The 22,592-nt window shown below is 52.8% G+C and carries 20 protein-coding genes and 1 pseudogene; 7 read left to right on the forward strand and 14 right to left on the reverse strand.

All coding sequences use genetic code 11. The features are described 5' to 3' along the window. Positions 1 to 146 precede the first annotated feature (146 nt). Positions 147 to 1,034, forward strand: a complete 888-nt coding sequence (locus F3I15_RS04270) for a LysR family transcriptional regulator (protein WP_150016689.1) — start codon at positions 147 to 149, stop codon at positions 1,032 to 1,034. A gap of 141 nt (positions 1,035 to 1,175) precedes the next feature. Here F3I15_RS04270 and F3I15_RS04275 read toward each other — a convergent pair whose 3' ends face one another. From F3I15_RS04275 to F3I15_RS04300, 6 genes are all read right to left on the reverse strand, one after another. After that, complete coding sequence (locus F3I15_RS04275; RefSeq protein WP_150017183.1) at positions 1,176 to 1,604, reverse strand: GFA family protein; 429 nt, start codon at positions 1,602 to 1,604, stop codon at positions 1,176 to 1,178. Between the two features lie 376 nt (positions 1,605 to 1,980). Then, positions 1,981 to 2,256, reverse strand: coding sequence for a putative quinol monooxygenase (locus F3I15_RS04280; protein WP_150016690.1), 276 nt, complete (start codon positions 2,254 to 2,256; stop codon positions 1,981 to 1,983). A 407-nt stretch (positions 2,257 to 2,663) separates the two neighbouring features. Next, a complete protein-coding gene (locus F3I15_RS04285) occupies positions 2,664 to 3,581 on the reverse strand; it encodes a substrate-binding domain-containing protein (RefSeq protein WP_150016691.1) in 918 nt (305 codons plus the stop codon). Positions 3,582 to 3,663: 82 nt separating this feature from the next. After that, positions 3,664 to 4,443, reverse strand: a complete 780-nt coding sequence (locus tag F3I15_RS04290; protein ID WP_150016692.1) for a TIM barrel protein — start codon at positions 4,441 to 4,443, stop codon at positions 3,664 to 3,666. Next, positions 4,443 to 5,456 carry a Gfo/Idh/MocA family oxidoreductase gene (locus F3I15_RS04295; RefSeq protein ID WP_150016693.1) on the reverse strand — a complete coding sequence of 338 codons (1,014 nt, stop codon included), beginning with the start codon at positions 5,454 to 5,456 and terminating at the stop codon, positions 4,443 to 4,445. Before F3I15_RS04295 ends, F3I15_RS04290 begins: the two co-directional genes overlap by 1 nt. Before the next feature lie 12 nt (positions 5,457 to 5,468). Beyond that, complete coding sequence (locus F3I15_RS04300; protein ID WP_150016694.1) at positions 5,469 to 6,917, reverse strand: sugar porter family MFS transporter; 1,449 nt, start codon at positions 6,915 to 6,917, stop codon at positions 5,469 to 5,471. A gap of 188 nt (positions 6,918 to 7,105) precedes the next feature. Between F3I15_RS04300 and F3I15_RS04305 the strand changes: the two genes are divergently transcribed. After that, a complete protein-coding gene (locus tag F3I15_RS04305; protein WP_370513327.1) occupies positions 7,106 to 9,067 on the forward strand; it encodes a sigma-54-dependent Fis family transcriptional regulator in 1,962 nt (653 codons plus the stop codon). Positions 9,068 to 9,154: 87 nt separating this feature from the next. Here F3I15_RS04305 and F3I15_RS04310 read toward each other — a convergent pair whose 3' ends face one another. After that, positions 9,155 to 10,180, reverse strand: coding sequence for an NAD(P)-dependent alcohol dehydrogenase (locus F3I15_RS04310; RefSeq protein ID WP_150017184.1), 1,026 nt, complete (start codon positions 10,178 to 10,180; stop codon positions 9,155 to 9,157). A 104-nt stretch (positions 10,181 to 10,284) separates the two neighbouring features. Between F3I15_RS04310 and F3I15_RS04315 the strand changes: the two genes are divergently transcribed. Further along, on the forward strand, positions 10,285 to 11,205 hold the full coding sequence (locus F3I15_RS04315; RefSeq protein WP_150016696.1) for a LysR family transcriptional regulator: 921 nt from the start codon (positions 10,285 to 10,287) through the stop codon (positions 11,203 to 11,205). Between the two features lie 74 nt (positions 11,206 to 11,279). Here F3I15_RS04315 and F3I15_RS04320 read toward each other — a convergent pair whose 3' ends face one another. The 4 genes and pseudogenes from F3I15_RS04320 to F3I15_RS04335 form a co-directional block, all read right to left on the reverse strand. Then, positions 11,280 to 11,840, reverse strand: a complete 561-nt coding sequence (locus tag F3I15_RS04320) for a DUF3916 domain-containing protein (RefSeq protein ID WP_223810667.1) — start codon at positions 11,838 to 11,840, stop codon at positions 11,280 to 11,282. 190 nt (positions 11,841 to 12,030) lie between these two features. After that, positions 12,031 to 12,889: pseudogene (locus F3I15_RS04325) on the reverse strand (SMP-30/gluconolactonase/LRE family protein). Positions 12,890 to 12,988: 99 nt separating this feature from the next. Continuing rightward, on the reverse strand, positions 12,989 to 13,462 hold the full coding sequence (locus tag F3I15_RS04330; RefSeq protein ID WP_150016697.1) for a DMT family transporter: 474 nt from the start codon (positions 13,460 to 13,462) through the stop codon (positions 12,989 to 12,991). A 14-nt stretch (positions 13,463 to 13,476) separates the two neighbouring features. Next, the gene (locus F3I15_RS04335) at positions 13,477 to 14,874 is read right to left on the reverse strand and encodes an amidohydrolase family protein (protein ID WP_150016698.1); all 1,398 of its coding nucleotides are present in this window, start codon (positions 14,872 to 14,874) and stop codon (positions 13,477 to 13,479) included. Positions 14,875 to 15,003: 129 nt separating this feature from the next. Between F3I15_RS04335 and F3I15_RS04340 the strand changes: the two genes are divergently transcribed. Continuing rightward, on the forward strand, positions 15,004 to 15,921 hold the full coding sequence (locus tag F3I15_RS04340) for a LysR family transcriptional regulator (protein WP_150016699.1): 918 nt from the start codon (positions 15,004 to 15,006) through the stop codon (positions 15,919 to 15,921). A gap of 92 nt (positions 15,922 to 16,013) precedes the next feature. Here F3I15_RS04340 and F3I15_RS04345 read toward each other — a convergent pair whose 3' ends face one another. Next, entirely contained in the window at positions 16,014 to 17,204 is a 1,191-nt protein-coding gene (locus tag F3I15_RS04345; RefSeq protein ID WP_150016700.1) for an MFS transporter, read from the reverse strand. Positions 17,205 to 17,291: 87 nt separating this feature from the next. Here F3I15_RS04345 and F3I15_RS04350 point away from each other — a divergent pair, with 87 nt between their 5' ends. The 3 genes from F3I15_RS04350 (at position 17,292) to F3I15_RS04360 (ending at position 19,334) form a co-directional block, all read left to right on the forward strand. After that, positions 17,292 to 18,086, forward strand: a complete 795-nt coding sequence (locus tag F3I15_RS04350) for a helix-turn-helix domain-containing protein (protein WP_150016701.1) — start codon at positions 17,292 to 17,294, stop codon at positions 18,084 to 18,086. A gap of 242 nt (positions 18,087 to 18,328) precedes the next feature. Further along, positions 18,329 to 18,829, forward strand: coding sequence for an adenylate kinase (locus tag F3I15_RS04355; protein WP_150016702.1), 501 nt, complete (start codon positions 18,329 to 18,331; stop codon positions 18,827 to 18,829). 238 nt (positions 18,830 to 19,067) lie between these two features. Further along, positions 19,068 to 19,334, forward strand: coding sequence for a hypothetical protein (locus F3I15_RS04360; protein ID WP_150016703.1), 267 nt, complete (start codon positions 19,068 to 19,070; stop codon positions 19,332 to 19,334). A 199-nt stretch (positions 19,335 to 19,533) separates the two neighbouring features. Here the strand turns inward: F3I15_RS04360 and F3I15_RS04365 are convergent, their stop codons facing one another. Both F3I15_RS04365 and fhuE read right to left on the reverse strand, forming a co-directional pair. Then, entirely contained in the window at positions 19,534 to 20,007 is a 474-nt protein-coding gene (locus F3I15_RS04365) for a hypothetical protein (protein ID WP_150016704.1), read from the reverse strand. A 267-nt stretch (positions 20,008 to 20,274) separates the two neighbouring features. Then, complete coding sequence (fhuE, locus tag F3I15_RS04370) at positions 20,275 to 22,437, reverse strand: ferric-rhodotorulic acid/ferric-coprogen receptor FhuE (RefSeq protein ID WP_150016705.1); 2,163 nt, start codon at positions 22,435 to 22,437, stop codon at positions 20,275 to 20,277. Positions 22,438 to 22,592 lie beyond the last annotated feature (155 nt).

Raw genomic sequence — 22,592 nt, forward strand, 5'->3', positions numbered from 1 at the left:
GACGCATTTTCAGAAGCGGGAGCGTCAGGCGTCGCCGTCACAGCTAAGCGCACCGGCAGCCCCGTAACCTTCAAGGTTAAGCATTTCACATGGGAAATGGTACAGTGTTGAATGACAGGCTTCCTATCAAAAATGAAAGAGATAAAATGGATTTGAATGCGGTCAGAATGTTTATCTGCGTGGTTCAGGCGGGCAGCCTGACGTCTGCTGCACAGCGCCTCGGTATGTCGCTGCCTACGCTGAGCAGGCGCATACGCGAGCTTGAGTCTCAGCTCAGCATACAGCTGTTAGAGCGGACAGCTACCGGCGTAAGGCTGACAGATGCGGGAAACCGGCTGTTTGAAGCTACTCAGCGCGGCGTGGAATCACTGCTGGAGGCTGAGCAGACGCTTATCAGCGAGCAGGCTCATCTGAAGGGACGTCTGCGGCTTTCACTGCCAACTACGTTTGTTCCCTGGTGGGGGCTGTTGTCAGAATTCCAGCGCAAATACCCTGATATTGAGCTGCACGTTACCTCAACCGAGCGAAGGCTGGACCTTACTGAAGATGGCATAGACGTGGCGCTGCGGGTCGGCGCTGTCGTACATGATAATATGGTGGCAAAGCGGATGTTGTCATATCGTCACTTACTGGTTGCCAGCCCTGACTTTGTCAGGCATTACGGCAGCCCCTCTCATCCGGCAGAACTGAGCAATTTTCCCTGCGCCGCCTGGTCAGCGCGGATTGATCAGCGGCCAGCCTGGAGTCTCGGAGAGGAAGTTGTGTTTCCGCGTACAGTTATGTCCGTTAATGATTACCGGCATCTGCTTGACTGCGCACTGGAAGGAAGTGTAATTACTGAGCTCCCGCCTTTCCTGGCTCAGGAAGCTATCAGGAATCAACGACTTATTCCGCTGTTGAGGGCGTGGCCCTTTCCTGATGTTGATATCAGCCTGATATATCCGGCACACCGGCATCCTTCTTCCCTGGTGCGTGCGTATCTTGCTTTCTGCTCTGAGCATTCCGCTCACATCACTGAAGCATGCAGCCTCTGAAATTGTGTAAAGGTAAACGTTCAAACTGCAGGATGCTGTTGCGAATCAGCAATCTCATATTGCGACATGCGATATGTCCGCTTCTCGCTCATCACGGACGTTGGCTCGCATGGTCGTGCGCTTTGTGTAACAAGCGAACGTTTAGGAATTAAGCTTCAGGCACTTTAAAAGGGATGCAAGCGACTCGACAGGACCAGCGTGGTTACTGTGTGAGCGGGTTTCATCCCAGGGCATTGCATCATCAGTGCAAAAGTCTCCTGCACATTCCATTTCAAGACTTTCATCAATTAAACCAACAGGAATCCAGACATAAGGTGAGTCTCGCAGAGTGTTAGGCACAGTTGAGCCACATACATTGCAAAAATCTGTACGGTACCCCGTTGGTTTAGACCAGGAAGCGATGCAGTCCTCCCCTTTAATCCAGCGGAACTCAATGTCTTTTACTAATGTGGCGAGATTGTGACCTACCCCACTCTGCTTTCTGCAAAGTGAGCAATGACAGCGATAAAACATTGCTGGTTTATAAGTGAGTTCAAATACAACTGTTCCACACAAACATGATCCATTCATTTCAACACCATTCCTGCAAGGCCTTTGATATTTTTGAAACATTACCATCTTTTCAGGACTGAATATGAGCGCTCATTTTGGCAATTCAATATCAACTATCAGTCGGGTAAATGTCCGCTTTTCGCTCAAAGCGGAGATGATTAAATCTGACATGCACCCATCAATGGCGAGCCATTGACACTGCATAGCCATGTACCCCATCGGCATCTTGAGGCTGTTTTTCATCGGATGACAAAGGTGCCGGAAATGCCCTTTCCGCCTGAGGATGGGTCCGGAACGTTTTGATCAGCGCAGCCAGTATCGTTTTTTAAGACACAGTCAGGTAAGGTCTGTTCGATCTCCGGGCCTTTTATGGACGCATCGTGATTCAGAAAGATTACTCAATCTCTTCAATTTCGTACTCTCTGGCGATCGCGCTGGTTTCTCTTCCCCAGACCGAAGCCCTGGTTCTTTTCTGATGGGCGTCAAAGGTAGCCTGGTTTGTAAATAGCTCTTCGACGGTCCATATCAGGGGGTCTGCTGTTTCAGTAACCTCAAATGATACGCATCCGGTTTCTTTCCTGGTCAGTTGCTTGTGTTCAGGAAGGTACTGGCGAACAAGATCCGCTTCTTCTGCACTTTTACACACTAAACGACCCGTCAGCTTAATCATTATCATCCCGTTATTTTCATGCGGTTTTATCGAGTATCCCAGCGATGAAGCTGCACCAAACCGTTGAGAAAAAGAAACCGGTCAGTATCAGCAGCGCCGCGCCGTGCTTGCCTGGTAGTCATCTCTGAGCCCTGATACGGTGGTTTGAGACTAATACGCAGGGAATCCCCTGCGGATAACCGTTATTCTGCGGCTTTAACTTCCGCGTATTTTTTATTTTCCGGGGGTAACCTGAATCAGATGGCATACATAACAGGCAGGAAAACCAGCGTAATAAGGGTTCCGGCAAAGGTTCCGCCAATCAGCGTGTAGGCCAGCGCTCCCCGGAAAACCGATGCAGCTGTTGTCTTAACAGGCGTGAAAGATTTTGTCAGGCCGTGCTGTGCCGTACCTGACAAATCAGGCTCTCAGTTAGCAGCAGAAAATGCAGGATAATTTTCAGGTGTAATAAGCTGGTAAGGCACCCAGTTAAGCGTCTCTGCCTTCTGCTTATTCAGCAATGCTTTTACCACCTGAACTGAACCGGTGGCCTGCCCTCTGGCATCCTGAAATATAGTCAGCGCCATTTTGCCGTTTTTGATGAACTGCTGACCATCAGGTGTTCCGTCAATGCCGGCAACAAGAATTTTTTCGTTCTTTGCCTGGTTCAGAGCCATGATGGCACCTATGGCCATTTCATCATTATTGGCGGCGATAGCGTCAATCGGACGCTGGTTCAGCAGCCAGCCTGAAACAACGTCTACGGCTTCATTGCGCTGCCATTTTGCCGTCTGCTTTTCAATGACTTTCATATCCTTATATTTGGCTATGACTGCTTCTGCGGCACGGGTCCGTTCGCGCGCTTCTTCATTTGACAGCGCCCCCATCAGAATAGCTACGTTACCTTTGTAATTCATTTTTTTAGCCAGGGCCTCCATCTGCATTTCGCCGCCCAGCGCCGAATCTGAACCCACATAGGCCATACCGGCAGGCAGTTTCACTTCAGGCTTACGGTTAACGAAGACCAGCGGAATACCGGCGCTTTTTGCCGCGTTTATCATCGGCAATACACCCTGGGTATCGACCGGATTCAGGATGATGGCGTCCACACCCTGATTGATAAAATCATCCACCTGCTGAATCTGCAGCGCCACATCCCCTTTTGCATCAACAAACTGTCCGTTGAGCTGGTTTGCTTTAAGCTCCTGCTGCATCCGGGTACGCAGGATAGAGACAAAATTAAGGTCAAAGTTAGCCAGCGCCACTCCCACGGTGAAAGTTTTGGCGTTCACGCTCACGCTGAGCGCCAGCGAAAACAGGCAAAGCAGAAAGTTTTTGATATTCATAATCTATTCCTGTAGGGATTAGGGTCGTTTTTTTAGGAAATAGTTACCGTCGGGTAACAGGCAAATACCCGACGGACAACGCTTACAACATAAAGTGGTCCCGGAACTGCTGAAGCGCCGTTGTGCTGTCACCGCTTGCCCAGCCCTCCAGCGCAACGGTTCCGTGATAATTCATCTCCTGCAGCGTGCGAGCGATGGCGCGATAGTTGATTTCACCTGTACCAGGCTGCTGACGACCCGGTACATCAGCCACCTGAATCTCGCCGATTGCCGGACCACAGCGCCGCAGCAGCGCGATCAGATTGCCTTCACCGATTTGTGCATGGTAGAGATCCAGATTCATTTTCAGCGCCGGGCTGCTGATCGCTTCCACCAGCGCCAGCGTATCGGCCGCAAGGGCAAACGGCGTGCCCGGATGGTCAACCGGTAAATTGAGGTTTTCGAGTGTGAATACCCGTCCGGCACGCTCACCGAGTTGCGCCACGCGCCGCAGCGTATCTGCGGCCTGCAGCCACATTGCGCCGCTCACTGTGGTTACAGGTTTAACCGGCAGACCTCGCTCATCAAGGCCGGTACCGTGCAGATTGAGTACCGGGCAGTTGAGCCGTTCAGCCACTGCCAGCGAGAGTTCAGCGCTCTGAAGCAGCTGCTGGATTTCTGCTTCATCAGTTAAATTACCGCTCAGATAGCCGGTCATTGAGGTAAAACGCGCGCCGGTCGCTGCCAGCGCCTCAATGTCCTTATTCGCCCATCCCCAGATTTCGACACCGAAACCGAGCTCGTGAATACGTTTTACGCGCTCAATAAATGACAGCTCAGGAAACACCATTTCAGCGCAGACGGAAAGCTGATAACCGGCCATCAGCGTTCTCCCAGCCTGACGGGCTGATTACGCTGAACCGACTCAATACAGGCCAGCGCAATCTCCAGCGCATTGCGTGCATCTTCACCGGTGGCACGGGGCGTCTCACCGCTGCGGATGCAGCGGGCAAACTCAGTCATTTCCGCAACGTATGCCTCCCGCAACAGGTCCGAGTCCAGACGCGATGTATCAACTTCAATACCACTGGCGGTGTAGCGTACGCAGTGATTGGCATTAATATGACCCGCCTGCAGCATGCCTTTACTGCCAAACACCTCACCGCGTACGTCATAGCCATACACCGCCTGAAAGTTAGCCTCAGCGATGGCAATAGCGCCATTATCGAAGCGAATCGTCACCACCGAGGTATCCAGCAGCCCCTTATCTTTGAAATCCGGACGCACCAGCGCATCAGCCAGCGCGTATACTTCAACTGGCTTTGCGCCGTGATTGAAATACAGCAGCGTGTCAAAGTCGTGAATAAGCGTTTCAAGGAAAATGGTCCATTGCGGGATCGGTGCCGGATCGTGCAGACCAGGATCACGCGTAACCGAGCGGCTGAGTTGAGTGGTGCCGTTCTCACCGTTTTTTACGGCTGCAATTGCCGCCGCAAACCCGGAGTCAAAGCGACGGTTGAAGCCCACCTGTAACACCACGCCTGCCTGCTTCGCCGCGGCAATCGCGCGGTCCGCCTCTTCCAGCGTAACGGCCATGGGTTTTTCACAAAAAACATGCTTACCGGCATTCGCCGCAGCAATCACCCATTCGGCATGAGTGCGTGCCGGCGCGGCGATAGCGATGGCATCAATCTCTGTATCCTGCAGAAGCGCATGCAGATCGCTGTACGCTTTGCTGACGCCCAGACGACTTGCCAGTTTTTCTGCGGCGCCCGGAAAGGGATCGGCAACGGCCGCAAGAGTGGCGCCGGGTACACGATACGCCAGGTTTTCAGCATGGAAGCTGCCCATGCGCCCTGCGCCAATTAACCCTACACGGACTGTTTGCTGGTTCATAAAGACTCCTTGTTATTTCGCTTTTGCCCACGCGGGCGAAGAAGGTTTTTGATCGTGTCGCTGCGCCTGTCCGGCGAAACGACGGGATTTGGAGAGCATCAGCGGCTCGATATGCTCAAGAGAAACACCCCGGGTTTCCGGTAAAAACCGGCGAACAAACCAGAACGCTACCAGGCATCCCACCGCGCACAACATCAGCGGGAAAGCGCCGTGGAAGTTATCCATCAGCACCCGACTGCGGTTCATCATGGGAAAGCTCTGGGTAACGATGAAATTTGCGAGATACATGGAGGCAAACGCAAAGCCCATCGCCACTGCACGGATACGGTTTGGAAAGATTTCAGAGATAAGCAGCCAGGCGCCGAGGCTCCATGACATGCCAAAAATAAGGATGAAAGCGACAAGACCCGCTATCGGCAGGAGCCCGCCCGCCTCAGTGATAAATGCCCAGGCTGTAAAGATCAGACAGAATGCACATCCGAGCGCTCCCCAGCGCAGCAGCGGCGTCCGTCCTGTGCGGTCAATGGTGCTCAGGCAAATCGCCACGCCTGCAAGAAGCGCCAGCCCAAGAAAAATACTCTGAAACAGGGAGGCCTGCGTACTTGCAGTAATATTTTGCAGCAGCGACGGTGCGTAATAGAGAAGGATGTTGATACCGGATATCTGTTGCAACACGGCAATGGCGCAACCAATCAACAGAATGTAGCGGACGCGTGCATCACGCAGGATGCTGCGCTGGCCGGGGGAGGCACTATCGTGCTGGCTGGCCGCCAGGATCTCCTGCAGCAGTCGTTCAGCATGCTGCGCATTTGACAGGCGGGTCAGCACCTCACGGGCGCGCTCTGTTTTGCCATTAAGCGCCAGCCAGCGCGGCGACTCCGGCATAAAGGGCACCAGCAGCAGGAACAGGGCGCAGGGTATTACGCCGGAGGCCAGCATCCAGCGCCAGCCTTCACTGACAATCCACTGATGCGGCATACCGCGCGCAATCAGGTAGTTAACGATATAGACCGCTACCTGTCCGCCAACCATCAGCATCTGCTGCAGGCCGAGCATGCGCCCGCGTAAATCTTTGGGTGATACCTCTGCAATGTATAAGGGCGTAATAGCCGACGCCATTCCTACCGCCAGACCGCCCAGCAGCCGCCAGACAACAAATCCGGTCAGAGAACTGGCCAGCGCTGAGCCTATTGCTGAGAACACGAAGAGGATGGCGGTCACGATTAGCGTGGATTTGCGCCCGATACGATCGGAAATAAAACCTACACCCCATGCACCAGCGATACACCCGATAATGACATTTGACACCGCCCAGCCGCTTTCCCACGGCGTTAATGCCAGATGCTCGGTCAGCGGATCGATCACGCCGGAGATTACCGAAGCGTCATAACCCAGAATCACACCGCTGAGCGAGGCAATGGAACAGATATACAAAATCAGGCGTAAATTATGTTTGCGCATAGCGGCTTAATTTCCTTCTGCAATCGGGATCATGACGTTGAATCTCCTGTTGCAAAGCCGATGCCAACAAAAACCCGCCTGATTTTGTGAGGATCCGCACAGCTATAGCTCACAAAGTGGAAACAAAATTTACATGTCAACTTAACATGTCAATAAAATGGACATTCCATTTAGCGAGGGGGATGTGCGTGAAACAGCAGCGGTTATTAAGAGATGAGAGCGATGCAATTTTCAGCCTGCCAGACAGAGCAGACGCTGATAGTTGGGACGCATTGTTATGGCAGAGCTGGCAACGTTTTATTCAGGGTGAACAACCGCCAGCGGTACGGCGTAGCATTCTGCAGTCATGGCAGCGTTCGCAACAGCGGGCTATCGATCCCTGCAGCTTTATCTATACTGCTCCGCCAGCGAGTGAGCTGAACGCCATTCTTGAACATAATGCCGAACTGATTCTGGTCGCGCGCAGTATTATGGAAAATCTGCTGGCTTATAATCCGGACGGCCATATCAACCTCACTGATGCGCAGGGCGTCACGCTGCATTATTGCGGCGCCGATCTGACCCCGGTTGGCAGCATTCTGCGCGAAGAGGTATTAGGAACTAACTGCACTGCGCGATGCCTGATCGAACAACGGCTGGTCTACGTACTGAGCGGAGAGAACTGGAAACTCGATCTGCGCAGACGCAGCCGACAGTGTGCGGCAGCACCAGTCCGCGATGCCGGCGGGCAACTGATCGGTGTGCTCACTCTCACCGCTACGCCAGATAACTTCAACGCGCATACGCTTGGTACAGTGCAGGCGGCAGCGGACGCTGTCGGGCAACAGCTGACGCTGCGCCGTCTGCTGGCAGAACAGCAGTCCATTCTGGAAACGCTGAATGAGGGGGTGATTGTCTGCGATAAGCAGGGCCATATTAAGACGCTTAACCGTTATGCACGCCAGATTTTCAGCGATCCTGACCCGCAGGATACGCCAATTGATGCTCTGCTAAAGCCGCAGGGTGGATCGCTGCTGACCATGCCTTTCTGTAATGACCGTGAACTGCAGTTTATGCCGGAAGGCGTTCCCCCCTTCTCCTGCCTGATTTCCCTGATGCCGGCACCGGATGGCGGACGCGTGTTATCTCTGCGTGAAAATCAGCGCATCCGCGCTATCACCCGCCGGATGATGGGCGTAAGTGCCAGTTACACCTTTGAGATGATCCGCGGGCACGCCCCTGGCCTGCAGCAGGCAATTCAGAAAGCGCGTACCAGCAGCCGCACTGACAGTACGGTGCTGCTCAGCGGTGAAAGCGGGACCGGCAAAGAGCTGTTTGCTCAGGCCATTCACAACGCCAGCCCGCGGCGGCAGGAGGCATTTATTGCTATCAACTGCGGCGCCCTGCCGCGCGATCTGGTACAGAGTGAACTGTTTGGTTACGCAGATGGCGCCTTTACAGGTTCACGTCGTGGTGGTTCTGCAGGCAAGTTTGAACTGGCGGACGGTGGCACTCTGTTTCTGGATGAGATCGGCGAGATGCCGCTTGAGGCACAAACCAGTCTGCTGCGCGTGCTGCAGGAGAACGAAGTTCAGCGTATCGGGGCGGCGCAGCCAGTAAAAGTCAACGTGCGGATTATTGCGGCAACACATTGCAATCTGCTCGAAGCCGCAGAGAAAGGCGCTTTCCGGCGCGATCTTTATTATCGCCTGAACGTGATCTCATTAAATATTCCACCGCTGCGTGAGCGTCGTGAAGACATTCCGGAACTCGTTAACGCATTCATTCGGGCACTGTGCGCGCGTCTGAAACGCACGCCTCCTGTGGTCATGCCTGACGCGATGACGAACCTGCAGTCCCGGGAGTGGCCAGGCAATGTGCGTGAGCTGGAAAATGTCGTCGAACGCCTGGTCAACTTATGTGAAGGTTTAGAGATTACCTGTGCAGATCTACCCGACTCGCTGCAGGAGATGACCGCCGCTTATGTGAGTGGGGAGGAGCTTTCCTCGCTACAGAATCTGGAACGCACGCACATTATTCAGGTGTTAGAAGAGCAGAAGGGAAACCTGCGTCAGTCTGCACAACAGCTCGGGATCTCCCGGACAGCGCTTTATAACAAGCTTAATGCGTGGCAGGTTGATTATCGCGCACTCAGAAAACGTCCTCACTGAGCGCAGCGAACGGGAAAATTTTCGTTTCCGTCAGGCCTGCAGGATGCATTGCAGGCCCTGAATTCATCTTTAATTGAAGCCCGGTTTTTAAATCACGCTAATCACAACTTTCCCGAATGCACCCTGTTCCAGATGTTCCAGTGCCTCCGGCAGCTGGTCGAATGAATAACTCTTATCGATAACCGGCTTTAAGTTAATCTCATCAACGGCCCTGACAAAATCCTCAAGGGCCCGACGATGCCCTACCCCAATGCCCTGCAGCGTCGGAGATTTCAGCAGAAGCAGAGCGCCGGATGCAGAAACATCGTGCGTGTCCATCATGCCAATCAGCGAGATACGACCGTGCGAAGCCACTGCGCGAACTGAATCGGCAACATTTCGCCCTCCGACCGTATCGATAACGTGATCTATTCCCCTTTCGTTGGTCAGGCGGTATACGGCCTCCACCCAGTCCTCTTTCTTCCGGTTAATGCCGTGATCCGCGCCCAGCCTGTTTGCGGCTGCAAGCTTCTCATCGCTGGATGAGGTGACAAACACCTGCGCCCCCATGGCTTTTGCAATCTGCAGTGCAAACAGCGATACGCCACCCGTCCCCTGAACCAGCACGCTTTCACCGGCGCGCAGGCCGCCACGTTCAACCAGGGCAACCCAGGCCGTCAGGCCTGCACAAACCAATGTGCTGGCTTCAGCATCAGTAAGCGTCCGGGGCGCGCGAACAAGCCACTCCTCATTCATGACCACATACTCAGCCATTACGCCCTGGAGAGCGTAGCCGAGCGAGTTGTATTCAGGGTTTTTAGCATTATTGACTGGGCGACCCTCGATCCACTCAGCATTGAAAGATGAAATAACTCGATCGCCTGCGCTGAAACGGGTAACACCTGCCCCCACTGCTTCAACCACACCCGCCATATCAGACCCTGGTGTGAGCGGCATCGTCATCTCATTACCCATTTTTCCTTCAATAATGGCGTTATCGCGGAAATTCAAAGAGAGGGCCTCTACACGGACCAGCACTTCATACGGGCCTGGCTGAGGAATATCTGTGTGCGTGAGCTTCAGGTTCTGACGCCCTGTTTTGTCCAGGCTCCAGCGTTTCATTAAGCGTTTCATTGCGACTCCTTTTGGGTTAGAACGATAGAGCATCATTCTTACATTGCCTGTGCATTGACAGTGGCGATAATATTTCCCTCTATTGATTCCTGTCAGGCGACAATATGAAAAGTGAAATGAGCGGCATTCCGGTTTTTGTGGCTGCTGCTGAATCAGCAAGTTTTTCTCAGGCTGCCGAAAAATTGCACCTCACGCGTTCGGCCGTAGCAAAAACCATCGGCCGGCTGGAGGGCAGGCTGGGCGTGACACTTTTCAGCCGCACTACCCGTCGTCAGACCCTGACGGATGAAGGCGCGCTCTACTATGAATTCTGCCGTCGGGCGCTGGATGAAATCAGAATGGCAGAGGAGATGCTGGAAGGCGGCAAACTGCAGGCAAGCGGTAAACTAAGAGTCTCCGTGCCGGTTTTGTTCGGACATTTTTGTGTGGCACCGCTTTTAGCCATGCTGGCAAAAGAGCATCCCGGGCTGGCACTGGAAATGTCTTTCAGCGATCGCCAGGTTGACCTGCCAGCAGAGGGTTTTGATATGGCTGTCAGGATTGGCATGCTGGATGACAGCAGTAGCCTGATAGCCCGCCAGCTGACCTCTCACGCCATGGTTTTATGTGCATCACCCGCATATTTACGTGAAGCGGGAGAACCTGCCTTACCGGAAGATCTGCAGCAGCATGCCGCGATTGCCTACCTCAGTGCAGGACGCATTCTTAAATGGCGTATAAAAAATAGTGATAAAGGGATTTATGAAATGACGCCATCCGCCCGGCTGATAATGGATGACATGCAGGGTATAAGAGATAGTGCCGTTGCAGGAGGAGGGATCGCCTGGCTGCCTGACTGGCTTGTGCGGGAGCAGCTTATCAATGGCAAGCTGGTACAGGTGTTAAAAAACTGCTCTTCTGAAAGACAGCCGGTCTATGCCGTATGGCCGCAAATGCCTTATCTTGCTCTTAAGGTCAGGCTGGCGGTAGATAAACTGGTGAGCGAACTGCCCGCTATGCTCTCTGGTGCTGAAGATCCGATCTGATGTTCGCTCACGCCGTCTGTATGGCTGGTTTTTGGCAGAAGCGGACGTTCATTTAGATATTAATCACAGCGCTATTACATGACCTGACCATAATACCAACGCTCTCCGGTGAACCATTCATCACGATCCTCACTCCCATAGTATTCGAGCGTAATACCCAATTCCTGCACATTAGCTGGAAGAGTGAGCCCCCACTCAGCAGCCAGGCTGCGCTCTTTAATCAAAGCGGAGGCACCATTTTCAGAACGGTCTTCAGTAATAAAGCTTTGGTAATAGGCTTCTGAACGATAGAGACAGATTTCGCTTGTAAACATATCCGGAAGGCATATAACCGCAGTAATCCGGGGGCTGTAGTTCATACCAGCAGTTGCCGTTATAAGATTTGAACAAGCACTAATCATGGCTTGCGCGCAATCTGCTTTAGTTTTAAGTGTGCTGTACTTTCCCTGAACAAGATTAATCTCTACCGGGATTTTGAAATTCCAGTAATGCTCATTTTCTGAAAACACGCTTCGTTGAGGGTTATGAAATGTATCAGCCCAACGTTTAAGAGCTTTCAAGCGGCGTGGAATATTTCTGACTTTGGTTCGATGATCTCTGTTAAGCCGTCTGCTCATGAGTATTTTAATTTTCACCCTTTCAAATGATTCAGGCTGTGTGCAGCTAATCGTTAAGCATTAATATAACTCATCTTTATCCAGTTGAAACGCCTTGTGGCCGTTTCTCGCTCATAGCGGACGTTGCTCCAGTATCAGTCCGCTTTGTACCAAAAGCGGACATTTTCTTTGAGTCTGAACGGGCAATGTTCTGCCAGTATCAAAACCGTTAAATAGTGTGTACTGCAAAGCGGTTCTCAGGCAATCCGGGGCTGACATCAGATTTAGCTTTTAGCAGTGCACCGTCATATTCAAACAGCGTAGTAAGTCCCACAGAAGCCGTGGTGCAATAGAGACGGGTAAACCCCTCACCCCCAAGTGTCGGGCAGGTGCTCTGGATTCCAGGTGAAGTCAGAATAGCGTAGGTGGTCCCATCCGGGTGGTATCGGACAACACGGTTCCCCCCATTCAGCATTCCGCAAATAGCCCATGGCATCCACGCAGGAACCATCAGGCGCACCATCACCTCCTGTTTCAGTGAACACTCGCTGATGATCGAGAGAAGGATAATCGCAGCACATTATACGGTTCTGCATGGAGTTGCAGTAATACATCGTTCCGCCGTCCGGGCTGAAACAGATACTGTTCGGGATGGCTACCTCTGGTAGAGGAAGCGTTTCAATGCTGAGCGTCACCGCGTTAAGCCTGTGAAATTTACCGATGACTTTCGCTGGAAAACCGTCATCCATTGTCCCGAAGACAAAATTACCGGCTCGGTCGCATCGCCCGTCTCCTGTACGCGTTCCCGACTCTCCCGGCGAGTCTGCTAACGGGATGAATTCACCGGTATCGATGTTACAAAAGGCCAGCCGGGAGGCCAGGGCCATCAGCAGGACGTTCTCTTTTTCAGTCAGTGCAAATGAACCAAGACGTTCAGGAAGTGCCTATCGCATGACGATACCTGTACCTTCTTCTAAAGCGAGCAACTCACTGCCTTCAATGTCAGTCCAGTAAAGCCTGCGTGTTCTTTCGCACCAGAGGGGACACTCGCCCAGCGAATTTCTGACATTGGCCGCTGATGAAAACATGTTATTTCTCCGGAAGAGATAAAATTATCATTCTGGCTGAACTGGAGGTCACGGACGCCTGCATTCGGGCATACGTCCGCAACCGGCAGTGTTGCCTTATTAATGCATAAAACGCTCAGTAAACCGATCGCCAAAAAGCATGATGGCGAGTCCAGTCAGCATGACCAGCATTCCTCCCAGCTTCGGCAACGAGACTGGCCGCCTGATCGCGCCCAGCAGGCCAAAATTGTCGATCACCTGTGAGGAAAGTAGCTGTCCGACAATTGCCAGACCGAGCAGGGCTGAAAAACCGATTTTGGGAGCGAGTACAACGTAGCTGAATAACGCACAGGCACCAATCAGTCCGCCCGCCAGACTCCATACAGGCTGCGAAGGAATAGCAGCAAGGGAGGTGAATAACCCTCCACGCAGCAGCGAGTAAATTCCAAGGCCGAACGCCCCGGCCGTAAAGGAAAACAACGCGGCGGTAACCGGATCCCCACCGAGCCCTTTTGCAAGCTGACTGTTCAACGTCGTCTGAAGAGTAATGCCCAGGCCCGCTGCAAAAGCTATTACGTAATAAATCGCGCTCATGCTGTTATTCCCTGTCAGTTTGCCTGGACCAGCGGCAGGAATTTTTCCGCAAAGATGTCTGGCTCATACCCTGCTGCCGTAAATAGCCGCTCGCGTGATTCATCAATGGCGGCGCGTAGGCGCTCACTGTCCACACCCAGCACTTTGCCGTTCTGCTTGACGATGCGCCCGCCGATCATCACGGTATCGATATTGCTGCGTTCAGTCGCATGCACCACCGTCCCGAATGCATTTCCGTTGGGATAAAGGTTAAGGTCAGCCGCGTTAATCAGAATCAAATCTGCCTGTTTGCCTGGTGCCAGGCTCCCGATTTTATCCTGCAGTCCGGCACAAACCGCGCCATCTAAAGTTGCCGACTTAAGCAGCTGCGCTGCCGGGATTGTTGTCAATGAATGCTCTGAATCACACCCGTGCTGCTTATGCATACCCATTACGCGCTGCAGATAAAACGCCACGCGCATTTCCATAAACATGTCGGTACTGTAAGATGTTTCGTTATCCACGCTCAGACCCGGTGTTATGCCATGACGCTGCGCGGCCTCAATAGCGAACATTCCGCTTTCAATGCCATAGTGCGAATCTGAGCGTGGACAGACGTTCACCCGGACACCCGCTTCCCGCAGAATTTCCCATCCCCGGTCAGGCAGCGCCGTGCAATGATTGAAAATATTGTCCGGACCCAGCAGCCCCTGCTGATGCAGCGACTCAAGTTCAGACCCCATCTCAGCCCCAAAGAACTCCGTGACAATCGGCAGCCCCAGCCTGCGGGCCTCGGCCCACAATTCCGGCTCCAGCTGCGCCATGACGGCGAGGGAGACCAGACTTTCAGGGTTGTTGGTGAAATACTTCTCCTGCAGGCGCTGCCAGTTTCCCGGCCAGTGCGCTCTATCCCATTCGCCTGCTACCGGCGCACCGGACGCATGAATAGCGCGAATACCGGCATCAAGCAGGGCCTCGACGGCGGCGTCTGAATGCGCTGCGGTACGGCTGTTGTGCGAATTATCAATCATGGTAGTGATACCCGCATCTATCGCGCCCAGCGCCGTCAGCAGGTTACCAACATAGATATCGGCAGGCCGGTAATATTTTGCGAACGAGAAATGCGTGGTATTGCTGTAGTCGTCCAGACAGGTGGCGTTGGGGTTGATGCGGCGCAGCTGACCTTCCCAGGCGTGACGATGAGAATCGACCATCCCTGGCATGGCAATCATGTTGTTGGCATCAATCACCTGCGCACCCGGCGCGTCAAGGTTTTGGCCTATAGCGGTGATCGTGGAGCCGCTGATGAGAATATCACCCCGTTCAATGTTACCGACGTTCTCGTCCATGCTCAGTATCGTCGCGCCACGAATCAGCGCAACCTTTGATTTAACATTCTGATTTTTAACAATATTTCTAATGTAACCGCTCATTGACTTGTCTCTTTCCTGATTAATGGAGAAACGATACGCCATGCTATTAACCTGAAAAAGATGCTTAAAACGTTTTCATAATTCATAATTCGCGAATAATCGGACTCACATTTATTACGGAACAGAACCATGGACAGGATTCAGGCTATGCAGGTTTTCATGCGGGTTGCTGAAGCCGGAAGTTTTGTGCGCGCGGCCGAAACACTGTCACTACCCTCATCCACCGTCACCAGCACAATTAAAAATCTTGAAAAATATCTGCAGGTTCGCCTGCTTAACCGGACGACAAGGCGGGTCAGCCTCACGCCTGAAGGCCTTCAGTATCTGGCGCAGTGCCGGGAGATCCTGTCGCTGATTGAACACACTGAGTCCAGCCTGACCGACTCCGTACGGCGCCCGCGGGGACGGCTGCGTGTTGATATGCCCGGGGGTATCGCCCATTTTATCGTTATGCCCCATTTGAAAGATTTTTACCGGCTCTATCCGGAAATCTATCTGATGATTGGGGTCAGCGACCGACAGGTCGATCTTGTTCAGGAAGGCGTGGACTGCGTTATCAGAACCGGTGAATTAACCGACTCCACGCTGGTTGCGCGTCCGCTTGGCCGGTTTCGCTGGGTGACCTGCGCCTCGCCGGACTATCTCAGGGAATACGGTATGCCTGAGACGCCGGAAGCGTTATCGCAGCACAGAGCGATCCATTATTTTTCCGGTTCCGGAAGACGCACTAATGAACTGCGCTTTACACAAGGCACGGAGGCATTCTCCGTTCAGGTCGGGGGAAATGCGGCCGTTAACGAAACGGGACTCTATATCAGATTGTGTCTGGAGGGCTTTGGGCTGGCGCAGCTTGCTGAAAATGTGATTTCGGCGGACCTGCAGCAAGGCAAACTGATTGAGGTCCTGGCGGACTGGCAGCCTCCTTCAGTGCCAGTGACGATGCTCTATCCGCATCAGCGTTTTCTCTCTCCTGTCGTGCGTGCTTTTGCTGACTGGGTCGCCGGGCTTTTTGATCATAGCGCGGCGGAAAATCGGTCTGCCCGGTAAAATATGCTCCGATAGCAGGAAGATGCCTCAGCATGATATTTAATAGCACCCACAGCAGAAGAACCTGCTGTCCCCCTGCTGTGGCAGAAATGTCAGCCCGACTGCTGCGCAGGTTCCAGGTGCGCATTTCGTCCGGCAGCCATTCCGGTGCAGGCACCTGCGACCGCGATTGCTGCGGTCATCAGTAGCGGTACCGTCCAGCCTCCGGACAGCTCCTGTACTTTACCCAGCAACAGTGGTCCCATTGCCGCCATCAGATAACCGACACTCTGTGCCATGCCTGACAGCGCGGCAGCATCACCGGCGTTTTTAGTACGTAGCCCGATGAAGGTCAGCCCCAGCATCATACTGGCGCCAGAGCCGAAGCCGAGAAGCGCCGCCCACAGCATCGCCAGATTCGGCAAATACAGGATGCCGATAAAGGACACCGCGGTTACCAGGCTGACGCCAGCAGCAGCTAATTTCTGATCGTTAAGACGGCGCAGCGTGGCGGCCAGAATCAGGCCGGGAATGGCGGTGGTCAGCTGGAGGATCCCGTGTACCTCACCAGCCTGAGCTGAGGAGAATCCACTGTCCGTAAGAATGGCTGGCAGCCAGCCGACCGCAACATAAAACGGCATCGCATTCAGGCCCATAAACAAAGTGACCTGCCAGGCCAGAGGCGAGCGCCAGACCGCAACGGTAGCCGCTTTTTTCTCCCCCACAGCTGGAAGCTGATGCGTTTCCTTCAACTGGGGCAACCATAAAAGCAGCGCCAGCAGAGGCGCAATCACCAGCATGGCTAACGCGATGTTCCAGCCCCAGCTCTGCGTCAGAGGAATAACAATGGCTGAACCAATAGCACCAGCCGCGCCCATGGTGATGGAATATGCCCCCGTCACGGAAGCCACGTTGCCGGAAAAATCGCGTTTTATTAGGCCAGGCAGAAGAACATTGCATAGGGCAATCCCGATACCTATCAATATGGTTCCGCCATAAAGCGCCCAGACACTGCCCGTGGAGCGAAGCAGAATGCCGGCTGAAATCACGGCGAGCGCACTAAAAAGGGTGCGTTCCAGACCATACTTCCTTGAGATGGAGGCGCTCAGGGGTGAAAAAGCGGCAAAAGCCAGTAAAGGTAGTGAATTAAGCAACCCAACGGCAGTAATACTTAGCCCAAAATCATGGCGAATTGACTCTAAAACGGGTGCAACAGCGGTAAAAGGAACACGCAGGTTAATGGCGATAAAGAGGATACCGGTCACAAGTATGACTGAAGACCACTTGTTCGTAGTGTGGGGCATAAACTGTGCTTTCTCTGAAAAAAAGAAAGACTTTAAAGTACACATGAGTTACAGAATACAGATAACCTGACAACATATAACTAAATCATGCCATCTCAAAAGAAACCGGTGACCTCGCCGGAAGAATTTACAGCCGATGCATTCAGTCAGGCTGCTATCGCCCTGCATGTATCTTCGTCTGGCGAGTATGCCGGGCAAAGTCCGCACGACCATCGTAAAGGCCAGCTTATTCTCTCGTGGCGCGGTGCAGTGAGCTGTGAGGTTGAAGATGCGCTGTGGCTTGTTCCACCGGGACATGCTGTCTGGGTACCGGGGGGAATCCCTCACAGCTGCCGGGTCACAAAGAATGCAGAGACCTGCTTTCTGTTTATTGAACCCGGCGCGGCAGCGATGCCGGAAACCTGCTGTACCCTGGCGATTAGTCCTCTGGTCCGCGAGCTTGTTCTGTATCTGGCAGAGCAGGAACATGCTTATTTACCTGACAGTAAAACCGCGAGGCTGGCAGCGGTGCTGCTTGAACATATACCGGACGTGCCGGTTAAAGCGCTCCATCTGCCGGTATCCGGCCATCCTAAAATCCGTGCTATGGCTGAGAGACTTTTTAAGGATCCTGATGACCGGAAGACGTTAAAAGATTGGGCTGCACACCTGGCAACCAGCGAGCGATCGCTGGCCAGGCTGATAAAAAAGGCTACAGGACTGAGCTTTGGTCGCTGGCGTCAGCAACTGCATTTAATGATTGCGCTTAGCCATCTGGCAGAAGGTCAGCCCGTGCAGCGCGTAGCCGGAACGCTGGGATACGATTCGGTCAGTGCATTTATTACGATGTTCAGGAAAGCGCTGGGTAAATCACCGACTCAATATTTTTCATCTCTAAACTAATGCAGAAAGACACCAACCGGAATTTTATAAACAACGCCAACGTCCGCTTCTCGCTCATAGCGGCCCTTCAACTCAGTCAGTTTGTCCGCTTAGTGCCAGAAGCGGACATTTTTTCTCTCAATCAGAAAGAAATGAGATGATCATCAATTTATAAAGTGCCAATTCTGCAGAAACGGGTTTTTACTATATTTTGTTTTATATATCATACGTTTTCAGAAGTGATTAATAATAAGAGTATAAACATGTGCAATGACTTACAGCGTGTGCTGATTATGGGAAATAGCGGTTCAGGCAAAAGTTGGCTTGCTGCACGTATCTCTGAATTCAAAACATTACCTGTTACAGATTTAGATACTCTTTACTGGGAACAAGATGGTTACGGGAGAGCCAGGGAAAAGACAGAAGTGATTAAAGATGTTCTTGCAATAGCAAATAAAGAACGCTGGATTATTGAGGGCGTATATGGCTGGATCGCTGATCAAGTCTCTTATTACGCTTCTCATGTCATATGGCTGACGCCTAAGCCAAGCGAATGTGTTGAAAACATTGAAGTCAGGGGGATAAGAAACAATGGATCTGTTGAAGATTATAAAGCCTTGCTGGAATGGGCTTCCTTGTATGAAATACGAACCGGGTCGAGTAGTTATGAGGGACATCTTTCTGTCTTTTCAAAAGTCAGTCCCGAGAACCAAATAAAGCTAGCTAGTCGCGAAGATATCAATCAGTTCCTCACTCAACTTTGATAATGCAGTTCATTAAACGTCCGCTTCTCGCTCATAGCGGACGTCATAAGCCTTTCTCTGTGATTCAGACCTGCCGCAGATTAAATGACGCTTAAGCATTACGGCTTTTAAGCGACGTGAAAGATACTTATCAGGCCTGCGGCCTTAAGCGGTCGCGTGTCCAGGCAGGCATCGCATTCATTTTGGGACTACAGTTACCGATGAGGTTGTCATTGACTCGTATCAGGAGGTGTATTCAGTGTTTGATCACGACGACGATCAGGAGAAACCTGTCATCGGAGAGGCAGCACTCAACCTTGCAATGGCGGGACAGGAAATCAACCAGCGAACCTTAACGGCGGAGCTGGATTTGATGGCTGATAACGCCACTAACGCGGTCAGGGCGGAGAAAATCAGAAAAGCCAGACACTGGCTTAATGGTTTTCCTCAAACTGATATGCGCGACAAGGCTGGGCTGCACTTAAAGATGAAAGCAGATCCGGACGACGACGGAAAACATCACTAACCGTTGCCCGGCCCCGGCCGGAAAACGACGAAGATAAGCCAACCTCATAACGGGCGCGTCCGACGCGTACCGGCCGGAGAAACTGTCAGGGATGACACCCGGTTGTTAACTCAGGCAACACCAGCCAGAACGGATAACAGATAAAAAATCTGCCCTGCCCCATTATAAACCTCCTGTTCTGTCAGGCCGGGGGAGGCGTTTAGTGATGATCGGAACGCGTGGCGAAGAAGACCACAGCGGCTCCGAGAGCAACAACCAGCGTATCTTCAATCAGGCCGCTTCGGGTCTGTCCGATTTTTGTTATCGCCTTTTTGCGTGCTGCAAGCGTGGCATAAGCCAGTGGCACCGCGGCAGAAATAGCCACCGCGGCCCCGGTTTTCTCTTCGCCACGAGGTGCCAGCGCGGCACCGGCAATCCCGGCACTGGCCACGCGCGCCGAAAGTCCCAGAAACACAGTGCGGTCCGGCGCTGACTTCATTTTGTCGCCATACAACTCCCCTGCCCCCATCGCTAACGCACCATATTTAAAGAGCGGCCGATCCAGCAGCAGCAGAGCGCCTGACGTATCGCGCTTCGCAAGGCGTGCCGCAGCAAGAGCCGCCATCGGCGTCATTGAACGGCAGCTGGCGACCACGCCAATCAGGGCAGAATAAACAAAACGCGTTATTTTCATTATTGATTTTCCCGATAGTGAGAGATCTATTTGCTCTTACGCTCCGCCGGGATATAAGGCGGGAACGCGCTAGTTAATAAGCACATTTACAGGAGCACATTATCTGAGTGCTGGGATCTATACTGCCAGCGGCATGCCTGCTGGAATAATCAGTATAGATGAGTGGCCGGAGCGTGCAGAAAGAAGAGAAGCGGGCGGGTGATATGGAAGCATTCAGGCATGTCAGCGTATTGCATGCCTGAATGCGGATATCGACTATCCGATCTGTCAGAACTGCCAGGAAACGCTGACGTTCATATTGCGTGGCTCACCATAGACGTAACTGTTCATATAGCTGTAGTAGTGGCGATCAAAGAGATTATCGAGGTTGGCCTGCACCGCAATCTGTTTATTCACCTGATAGCGCGCAAACAGCGAAGCCAGCGGATAGCTGCCCTGATACACCCGTACACTCTCACCGCTGGCGTTGGTCACATCCTTAAATACCCGATTCTGCCAGTTCACGCCGCCGCCAATGGTCAGGTCAGGAATAGCGGCCAGCTGATAACGGGTGAACAGCTTAAAGGAGGTCTGCGGCTGGTAACTGTTAAAGCGGCCACTTTTGTCACGCGCAACATAGCGGGTGGCACCAAATGTCAGTTGCAGATTATCAGTCACTGCACCATTCAGTTCAAACTCTGCGCCTTTACTCACGGCACCTTTAGCGGCGACATAAGCCTGCTCGCTGCCATTCAGGTAGACACCATCAAGCGCCTGACCGACATCATCCTCTTCAATACGGAATATCGCCACGGTGGCGGTGAGCAGGCCATCGTTCCAGGCAGATTTCAGCCCGGTTTCATAGCTTTTTCCGGTTACGGGTGACAGGTAGCCGCCTCGGGTATCACGATAGGTCTGCGGCAGGAAAATAGCGGTGTAACTGCCATAGGCGGACCAGGTATCGTTGATGTCATACACCAGCCCTGCATAAGGCGTGGTGTTGTTTTTAGTCACCTCTCCGCTGCTGCCGGTGGTGCTCCACTGGGTATAGCGCGCGCCAACAATCAGTGACAGCGGATCGGCCAGCGACAGACGTGCTGCGCTGTAAACGGATTTCTGCCGCACCGTGTCATTGGCGTTGCGATACCAGCCCTGCCACGCCGGCTCCGCTACATTACCGCTCCAGTGGTTATCAAAAATACCCATATCGGCTGCCGTGATCTCACGCGCTTCTGCATCGCTGAAACCATCCTGGCTATACGTTGCATTGTGCTGCCGGCTGTAACTGGCGCCCGCCATTAACAGATGCTGACGACCAGCCAGCTCAAACGGGCCGCTGGCGAAGCCATCGACAGAGTCCAGTTTACGCTTGCCGCGATCCATACTGCCGTAGCCGGTCGTACCCTCACCGCTCTCACGATCGGGATTGCCCATTACATAGAGCAGCTTATCGCTGAATGTGTTTTCGGCGTGCGTGCCGTTAATATGAACATTCCAGCCGTTATCAAAGTTATGTTCAATATCGGCAAAGACTTTACGGGAGTTAGTATTGTAGCGCGCCCAGCTGGCTGCTGAATTCAGGCTGCGATCGTAATGGGTGGTGGCATTATTACTGTAAAACATCGGCAAACCGCCCCAGGTTGGGTTGCCGGTATTGTTATCTTCGTAGTCATATCCCAGCGACACGGTGGTGCTCTCAGAGAGATCGGCATCAATGACGCCGTAGATAAACTTTTTGGTCTTCTGATAGCGATCCAGCCAGCTTTGCTGATCAGTGTAGCCACTTACAATGCGGCCACGCAGGCTGCCATCTGTGTTCAGCGGAGAAGAGAGATCGGCCACATAACGCTGCTTATCCCAGCTGCCATAGCTGGCACTCAGCGTTCCGGTAGCGATTTTGCTGTCGGCATGTTTGCGCACCATGTTGATTGAAGCAGCCGGGCTGCCCGCGCCGGTCATCAGGCCGGTTGCACCGCGCACGATCTCAATACGGTCATAAATAGCGGAGTCGGATGCCGCATCGCCATAATTCCATGCGTCGTTGACCAGAGCCGGAATACCATCAAACGTAAAGTTGCTGACTTTGAAGCCGCGCGAATAGTACTCAGAGCGTTCACTGTCGACAAGATTAGTGGATATGCCGGTAACGTTGGTTAATACATCATTAACCGACTGTAAATCCTGATCCTGCATCCGCTGCTGTGTCACCACGCTAAGAGACTGCGGTACATCGCGCGGTGTCAGCATCAGCTTAGTGCCCGCGCGGGTGGTCTGCACCGCATAGTTCTGGTTACTGAGTGCACTGTTATCGGCTGAATCAGTGCTGACGATCATCTCCTGCGTATCCTCCTCTGCCGCCCGGGCGGGAGTAAGAAGAGAATGCACGGTCAGTGCCAGTAATGAGATGCTGAAGAGGTTATTGAACCCTGATTCCCTGCTACAAAAAGCCATAAATTCTCTCTTAAACATTGGTATTAGGTTAAGCAGTGATGCGCAGTTTTTATATTTATCCGTTCAGCGCCAGGCAGGCAGAGGCCCGCCCCACCTGAGAAAGACAATGATAATCATTTGCTTTAGCAATTCTCTAAAAGATTCCATTACAAATG

This window comes from Pantoea sp. M_9, from assembly GCF_008631385.1.
In the GTDB taxonomy this organism is placed as follows: Bacteria; Pseudomonadota; Gammaproteobacteria; order Enterobacterales; family Enterobacteriaceae; genus Pantoea; species Pantoea eucrina.